This window comes from Candidatus Zixiibacteriota bacterium (assembly GCA_040753495.1).
Taxonomy (GTDB): Bacteria; Zixibacteria; MSB-5A5; order GN15; family PGXB01; genus DYGG01.
The window spans coordinates 1-8,160 of sequence record JBFMEF010000164.1; the positions used below are offsets into that span (position 1 = coordinate 1).

An 8,160-nucleotide genomic window follows, 5' to 3' on the forward strand; every position below is an offset into this window, starting at 1 on the left:
ATCTATGTACATTCCCTCTTCCAGCACATAGGCGTCGGTTTCGTAAGTAAAACGAAGGAATATGTTGTTGCCGGCAAATGCCGACAGGTCAAAACTCGCCTCTATCCAGCCGACCGAGGCTCCGGTGATACCGTGACCGCGGTTGTTGCCATTAGGATCATTGGTGGTGGTGATGTTGCCCGGTATAGGCTGAAAAGAAATGCCATCGAGCGAGACCTCGACATACCCGTAATCGAAATCGGTTTCGATATCATAAAAAGTCCAGAAGCGGAGGGTGTCATTGGGGAGCACCAAGATAGGATTTTGCGCCGTGAAATACTTGACGCTGCTGCTCTGAGCGCCTGAATAATAACTGGAGTTGCTGGAGTGATAGCGCGTGCTGGAGAAGACAAAGCCGTTGTTGAGCCAGTTGTTCCAGTTTTTGGCGGAATCAATGACCCGACCTTTATTCTGAAGTTCCATCAGTTCATATTGTACCGCCGGATTCAAGGTGTCATGGTGGCTCCAATCGACAGAATAACTGGCGGCATCGACAGAATCAGCTAGCAACAATGTGGGGGCTTGCGGAGCTCTCAATTGATAAACTCTCTCAGCCACGCGGGCGATGAAGAGATTTGGTTGAAGATTCTCTGAGACGAGCGCCGCCACCCGATTTAAGGGGGGCCAGAAATTGTCGCTATAGCTGCCCACTTCCAAGGTGATGGCAAAGTTTTTGTTTTTCGCGGTCTGCTCGGCGTACCCCCAGTCGTCGCTATCACCGTTGACGAGGTAGAGCGACCAGGACGGTCCCGGGTCGTAACTGTTATAGGCGGCGATGGAGTCTCCCATCTGGGCAAAAATGTCGTTGTCGGGCGTAACGGAACGAACATAGCCCCAGGGCCAGAGAACCAGATTGGAGTAGGAATGATAATAGACCGTAATCAGGAAATTGTGCGCGATGATAAAATCGCGGATATTTTGCGTTTCCGGCTCCGAGAAAGGTCCCGTGCCGCGATAGGTGTTTTGACTGCCATCCGGAGAGGAGCCGATATCGTCATATCCCCAGGCGTGACCGAAATTGCGATTCAAATCAACGCCGAAGGAGCCATCGCCGTTGTCGCGACGATTTTTGCGCCATAATCCTTGCCCGGAGGGGGCGATGACCTCGTTATGGTAATAGCCATCGGGATTGACCACCGGTACGAACCACATTTCACGATTGTCCACCAGATACGTGACCTGCGGGTCGACACCGTAATTACCCAGAAGAAAATCCATATAATAGAAGAGAACTTCCGGCGTTATTACTTCGCGGGCATGAATGGCGGCGGTATATAAAATCTCTATTTCATCTTCATCGACATTGGGATTGTCGGAGATTTTCACGGCCCAGGTGGGGCGTCCCTCGATGGTCTGACCAATGCTGACCTTTTCAGAAACCAGTTCCGGGTAGAATATAATCAGCAGGTCGATATAATCATTTATTTCGCTAAGAGTCTTGTAACCGCCCATATCTTTAGCGGCGAGTCGCGCCAGGCCGAATGCCTCAAAGTCGGCGATTACCACCTCCGTCCGGTAACCGAGCGCCTGGAGTTGCGCCAGTTCGGTGGAATCGGTCAGGATTTCAATGTAGTTTTTCTCTTCCCAGACCTGGTCCAGATGAAGCGAACGAAGTTGCAGGTATTGCGCCTTGGTATCGATATAGATACGGACCTGCATATTGGGCATATCGACGGCGGAGACATCACTCCAGCCGACAGCAAAAAGGACTAAAAGGGAGGCGATTAAGCAGCGAGAACTCATGCGGTGCTCCTGAAAGGCGTGAAATTTCTTGACATAATATAGATAAGGAATCGGCTTTTCAAAGCGGAAATTCAGACAAAAATAAGACCCGCAGATTTTGAAACTGCGGGTCATTCTTCTGCGGAAGGGGGGATTTGAATCCGTCATCCGCCGATGACCCGCAATAACTTAATCAGACAAGGGGAAAAAGTTTGGCTAATGCGCCGGCATCTCACTCAATCTTGATGAAAAGTCCACAGCCGAGAAGCCAGTTATTCAAAAACTGGTTCTCTTCCAATTTGAACTTGTATTTGGCCGCACCCCAGCCTCCCCATTTTCCGCCGTATGCCGCGACTACTCCAGCTGCGCCGGTAAGATAATTGATGGCGTCTCCCTGTCCGCCGTTACTCTGGAGTCCCGGTCCGGCGAGGGGTCCAATATAAAACGGTTTACTCGGCAGCGGATGAAACAGATAGCAAAACTCTGTCCCCAGGGTTCCGCCCGTTCCGGCATCGCCGTAGGTTATGGCGTAAACATTCCCGCTGACCGGAATGGTAGAACCAATCGTAACCGCTATCTTCCCTTCGTCCCAGCGAACGCCAGTTATGAAAGAAGCGGTCGTCTCATCGGTGACCTTGTATGCGAAGGCAAAAGTTTCACCTGAAACAATAAAAACAAACAGCGCTATAAGAGTCAGCCTGAAAAGCGATTTCACTCTGTCACCTCCTCGTAGGTTTGCTTGAAAATTTCCGGCTTGCAGGGGTAAAGCTCCCCGGCTATGCCCCTGATTATCATATCACCCGGCTCGGCGCGAAGAAGGCCCTCCAGCGTCTCAACATAGAGAACCGATTCAACCGGTCCGGCCGCCGCCACTTCCACCGGCTTCTTTCTGACCGGCCTGAACTCAAATTGCGGGATAATCGGCTCGCCATGCTCATTGAGAATCCGAGACACTGGGCTTACCTACCTTTCCGGCGCCAAGACTGAATCCGGCCGCCCCTTTGACAATGGGACGAAGCCCGACATATGTCAGAATGGCATATATCGATTCCTCCGGTAAATCAGGAAAGGCCCCTTTAAGAGCGCCGATGCCTATCGCCAGCCAGAACTCGGTCGTCTGATAGGCCGGCTTTCCGCCAGGCGGTCCAATTATCTGCCCTATCATCGAGGCGCCTACCCAGGTGAGCAGCCCCAGAAAGGCTTCGCTGGGTATCCCGGGCACATACTTTGAGAGAATGGCCAGCAGGGCGGTGGCGATAAGAACCACCAACTGCCAGACCTTGGAAAATCCATCCATAGATTGTTCGCTCCTTTCTATTTCTTCTTGGCTGATTTCCGCTCTGGAGCGCCCGCCTTGAGCTTCTTCATATGCTCCCACTGCTTGTCGGAAATCTCTCCCTTTTCATGCAGCACGGCCATCTTGCGGCGCTGCGCTTTGCTTACTGACGGCAAAAAGGATCACCTCCTTCCGGTTAAAATGCCTTCCATCTCCATTTGATAGCGTAGATTATCGCGGCCGCCCCGAGTACGGCCGGAATGAAATAAATATCCAGCCCTTCGCGGTCGAAACTCTCATATATCAGAAATCCGTTGGCGGCCAGACCTACAAACATAATCGCCATGTCTATGCTCTTCTGAATGAGATATTTTCTCCAGAGCGGCATTCTCAATCCTCCGCGAAGGGGTCGACAAATTTCATCAGAAAATTCGCCCTCTGAATGGGGCGGATTTTTATATAAGCATTCTGCTTTATAGCATCTGCTATATCATCCGTCGTACTGTCGCCACCGGAAGCCCCTACGGAGAACTTATCCGAAAGGCAGAATTCCACATGAAAGATTCTGGCGTTGACCCCGGCATAGAAGACCAGACAGCCGGAGAAGGGCGCGAGAACTTCTTTCTTGCGAAATTTCTCAAATAGTCCGGCCGCCGTCCAATCGCCGTCAAGGGGAAGTTTTCCGGCCGAACGCAAAATCTCAATGACGAAGCCGGAGCAATCAAAACCCGCCAGCGGGTCGTCACCACCCCAGAGATAGTGTGTCCCGATATAGCTGATCGCCGTCAGACGCGCGATATCGAGAGGCTTCGGAGTCTCATCTAACATAAATTCTCACCGTATCCTGGTCGGGGATGCTAAACCCGGGCCAATGCCCTATAATTTTCCCGCGATACTTCAGAGTCACATCATAGACGCCGAGAGTGGAATCGTTATAGATATATGTTTTAGGGACAAAGACTGAAGCCGTGCCCTGCGCGTCGGTGTTGTCGGTATCGAAAAATGGCCCAATCAATGTCCCCTGCGTGGTATCAAATGCGACATTGTCATTCCGAACTATTAACTCCGCTCCCTTGACCGGCGAACTGCCCTGGTAGTAGGTGAGAAAGAGAGTCGCCAGGAGCGGAGAACCCGACGCCGGCAGGACGGTATGGCCGACCTTCACCGTGTCAATCTGGCCATTAGCGGAAAGCGTCAGCGTGTCGAGGTTGACTTTCACGCCGGCGAACATCACAGAGACGGTGTAATCTCCGGAAAATTGCAGAAAGGTCGCCTTGCCGTAATTATCGGTGGTGAGAATCCCCTTCTCGGTGCCGCCCATATCCCGCAGGGTAACCGTGGCGGTCGATTTCAGGACTTCGCCGCCACCAGTAGTATCCTTGACAAATATCGTCCAAGACTTATCCCCTGAACCGGCGCAACTGCCGGTGGCGATACCGGATATCTGGGCATCCAGATAATATCCGAATGTTCCGGCAGTCGTATGCCCCGTCCGTGGCTCGTTCCAAATACTATCCGCCGCCTTTCGGGCAATTTCATCCTTATCAGATTCCGTAATTGATGCCGAGCCACCCACAACCCCGACCGGAATCAGAACGATATTGTCAATGACGGCGGTGTCCCCGACCGCCGCACCGTGATACCAGACCCCGATGGTGTAAAGAAACGAACTGGTTACCTCAAAAGTGTCTACCCAGACATACTCGCTGGTGCGTTCGGTGATGACAAGACTGTCGGTCCAACCGTGATTGCTGAAGGTGGTGCCATCTATACAGACCGCCAAACTATCACCGACGGCTTCCACCAATCCTTTTGCCATTAAAACATAAAGACCCGGATTGAGACGCAGATATTGATAGACCGTAGTATTGCCAGAAATATGTCCCGCAAAGCGGAGTTTCCATTTCCCCAATACGCCGTCAGTGGTGGAGCGAACGCTGTCAGTGTTAATCCCATATGTCCATTCGTCAGGAGGATTAGCCGCGGTAGCGCTATCAAATTCAAAGCGGCCGTTCCGGACGATATTATCAACGGCGAAGTTCTTGGTGAAACCGATGAGGTTTCCATAAATATCCCCCACAATCGGGTAATCGCCGGAACCGGTTCCGCTGACAAATTCAGCGCCGTCATCGGCGAAGGAATAGACATAAAGTCCTTCCTCTGTGCCGCCCTGATTTGCTATTTGCATTCCTTTGCCGGAGGATGTTCCACCGAGGAACGAGCCCCCCTCGCCGTCAGCGCCGCCCTGGGCTTTCAGTCCGGCGCCACCGCCGGAGCCGCGCAACTCTAAGCCGTGATAGGCGGTCTCGCCGGTCGCTCCAGCCGCTTCGATTCTCGCTGCTGTGCCGGTGCCATTATAAACTCTGAGGGAGTAATTACTTCCGTTGTCACCCTTGATTTCGACCCGATTCGTGGCAATGCCGGTGCTTCCGGTGACATATAGCCCGGTATCGTTAAGCGCGCCACCGGTAATAACCGCGCCGTGCCTATTAGGCGAATAGACATTCAGACCATACCCGCCGCCGTCTCCCGCCTGGATATCTAAGCCGTGGCCGGTTCCGCTGGACTGGTCTCCAGAGATAACTGCGCCCGCTCCGGAGCCTTCACCCAGGAAATAAGCGCCGGCATAGTTGCCCGCCTGAGCCTGGGCTGTGAACCCATAACCGCTGGTCGCTCCACCGAGGAAGGTTCCACCGTGTCCGGTCGCCCCGCCCACCGCATAAAGTCCGGAACCGGTGCCGTTTCCAATCGCCGTTAAACCGGCCGCGTTTCCTGAGCCACCCGCCCTGATGACCAATCCGCCGCTGGTTCCGGTGCTGGTGCCATAGATAACCGCCGCCGGCGCACCGCCATTGGCAAAAACGACAAGTCCAGTATCGTTAGTAACGACTGGTTTAAGCTTCAGCGAGCCCAGCTGAAGTGTCTGCTGGGAAAGTGTGCTGAGATAATTAGATACATCCACCGTCACCGAATCGCTGGCGGCATTGAAACTCGACCGGCTGGAGACCGTGGCATCGAGGTTCGCCAGAAGCGGCGCTTCGCTGGTTCCGATTGCTCCCGCTCCAATGACCGTGGCATCGATGGCTCCGGTTACGAAATCGCTGGAGCCGATACTGGCCGGAGCAATCTTCGCGCCCGTTATGGCATCGTCCGCTATGACCGTGGAGGTAATCGCTCCCGTGCCGAATTTGCTGGAAGTAATCGCCCCGTCTGCTATCTCCGCCGAAGTTATCGCATTCGCCGCCAGTTCGGTTGAGCCAATAGCATTGTCGGCAATCTTGGCTCCGGTGATGCCGTCATTCGGAATCGTAATCGTCCGGTTGGCTTCGGCAATCAGGTCGTTGTCCCAGCCGATACGAGCCTGCTTGGCGGTATCGACCGCCACATTGAGCGAGTCAGAAATAACCTGCACTGTGGCAAACGTATGCGTAGGCAGCTTCTTATACCACAATACGACATCTATTCCCAGTTGGATATTCCCGCCAGGACCATCGATATCGGCAATGGCATCGACAAACCAGTAGGCGGTGTCGCCATAATTCTTGGTGGTGTCAATCGAAATATCGGAGAAAGGATAGGTAGTCGAGCGCGCCGCATAGGCGTTGCTTACGGCGTTGTCGGCATAGGTGAAGATATGGGCGCTGTCCGGCTTGCCAGGAATTCCGGCCGAATCAAGCGGATTCTGCAGTCGGAAAACGATACTCTCGGTCGATTTCTTCACGCCGAGGAAGCCGGCATTGACCAGGACTGAGGTTCCGGTCCAGACGGCCAGAGCAAACAGCAGAAACCGTTTCAGATTTTTCATTCTATCCCTCTTCTCTGCCCAACAGGCGGGCGCGGAAATCATTGGCCAGCTCCTTGCGGCTCCGGCTCAAGAATCGTTTAGTCTTATCAAGCCAGTCTAAAAGTCTTTTATACTCTGCGTCCGACATCTCCTTGATTCCGGTCACCGTCAGTTTGCCAATAACATTTTTCTCCGTCATCTTAATCATCTCCTCCCAGAATTATCGCTCGTCTCCTTCTTGAGACCACAGTGCCGCCGCCGCTGGAGACAGTGTAGGCGCAGTACGCTGAAGCCCTCCGGCTGGTGTTGGAAACCCAGGTATATCCCGACGCATCGCTCGGCAGAGTCGGAAACTGGTCATATTGATAACCGGCAGTCGAGTTTCTCTCAATACCGGAGTAAGTGTCGTAAGCGATTTTAATAGCGGTTGAAGCATTAGTGTCGGTAAGCCAGACAAAATGGTAGGCGGTCGAAGCCGACAGCGTGCCGGTGAAATTTATATGCTTAATCCAGGTGCCGCCCTCATCTCCGCTGAAATTGACGGCATCGCCGCTGCTGGCTTGATAGGAAACCCTCAAATTCGGATTGATGTCGGGGCTTTCATCGGTGTAGATACCGGCAATGAGATTGTTGTTCTGGGGGCTGGTTACGCTATAGCAATACCACATTATCGAGTCCACCGTCGCCCCTCCGGCATCGGAGGGCGAGGTATGGGGACCATCCCCGCGAAGGTAGAGTCCCATATTGTCGCCGGAGCCTCCGGCCGTGGTCTGCCCGAAGGTCGGGTCGATAGTTATCGGATATTTCCCGAAATTGAGCGCCGCGGTCGGCACCGTGACTATGAGAGAATCTTTAGTAATTTCTAAGTCACACCAGGTTGTCATTCCTATGGCATCGTGCGCCACCGGTCGGAAGATATGAAAGGCTTTGCCGGTGCCGTAGAATTCGTAGGTGGTATCTTTGGTCGCCGGATTGACATTCCGCCGGTTCCATCGCTTGCTGGAGTGATAGACGGCATAAGAGCCGACCACACTGTCGGGGCGGATACATCCTTCGGCAATCTCTTCCGGGGTCAAGGGTGGCTGGTAATAGAAATCCAGCCCTTCGGTCTGAATCGGGAAGGCGAACCGGTTTCCGACCGGTTTGGAAGCAAGAACAATCTCCCATTCCAGCCCATCGGGACGGCGGTAAATCTGATAACTGATGATATCATCCTGGACAATCCTGACGCCGGGATATCCGTTGACCAGAATCGGCGCGGGGCGCTGCAGGGTCGAGATTATTCCGGTGCGCAGCCCCATCTTGAGGAAACATTCCTTGTCCCAGGCCGAAATCATCA

10 protein-coding genes are annotated in these 8,160 nt (G+C 53.4%); all 10 read right to left on the reverse strand.

Features of this window, described 5'->3' with window-relative positions; translation table 11 throughout:
* On the reverse strand, positions 1-1,782 hold a 1,782-nt coding region (locus AB1690_10705), incomplete at its 3' end, for a M14 family zinc carboxypeptidase (GenBank protein MEW6015782.1).
* Positions 1,783-1,993: 211 nt separating this feature from the next.
* A complete protein-coding gene (locus AB1690_10710; GenBank protein ID MEW6015783.1) occupies positions 1,994-2,476 on the reverse strand; it encodes a hypothetical protein in 483 nt (160 codons plus the stop codon).
* A complete protein-coding gene (locus AB1690_10715) occupies positions 2,473-2,715 on the reverse strand; it encodes a hypothetical protein (protein ID MEW6015784.1) in 243 nt (80 codons plus the stop codon). Before AB1690_10715 ends, AB1690_10710 begins: the two co-directional genes overlap by 4 nt.
* Entirely contained in the window at positions 2,696-3,058 is a 363-nt protein-coding gene (locus AB1690_10720) for a hypothetical protein (GenBank protein MEW6015785.1), read from the reverse strand. The genes AB1690_10715 and AB1690_10720 overlap by 20 nt, the downstream gene beginning before the upstream one ends.
* Positions 3,059-3,075: 17 nt before the next feature.
* Positions 3,076-3,213 carry a hypothetical protein gene (locus AB1690_10725; GenBank protein MEW6015786.1) on the reverse strand — a complete coding sequence of 46 codons (138 nt, stop codon included), beginning with the start codon at positions 3,211-3,213 and terminating at the stop codon, positions 3,076-3,078.
* A gap of 20 nt (positions 3,214-3,233) precedes the next feature.
* On the reverse strand, positions 3,234-3,425 hold the full coding sequence (locus tag AB1690_10730; GenBank protein MEW6015787.1) for a hypothetical protein: 192 nt from the start codon (positions 3,423-3,425) through the stop codon (positions 3,234-3,236).
* Positions 3,426-3,427: 2 nt separating this feature from the next.
* Entirely contained in the window at positions 3,428-3,865 is a 438-nt protein-coding gene (locus AB1690_10735) for an NlpC/P60 family protein (protein MEW6015788.1), read from the reverse strand.
* Positions 3,855-6,842, reverse strand: coding sequence for a hypothetical protein (locus tag AB1690_10740; GenBank protein MEW6015789.1), 2,988 nt, complete (start codon positions 6,840-6,842; stop codon positions 3,855-3,857). The genes AB1690_10735 and AB1690_10740 overlap by 11 nt, the downstream gene beginning before the upstream one ends.
* A 1-nt stretch (position 6,843) precedes the next feature.
* Complete coding sequence (locus tag AB1690_10745) at positions 6,844-7,020, reverse strand: hypothetical protein (GenBank protein MEW6015790.1); 177 nt, start codon at positions 7,018-7,020, stop codon at positions 6,844-6,846.
* Position 7,021: 1 nt separating this feature from the next.
* Positions 7,022-8,160 (reverse strand): hypothetical protein (locus AB1690_10750; protein MEW6015791.1); only part of this gene is annotated, 1,139 nt, incomplete at its 5' end.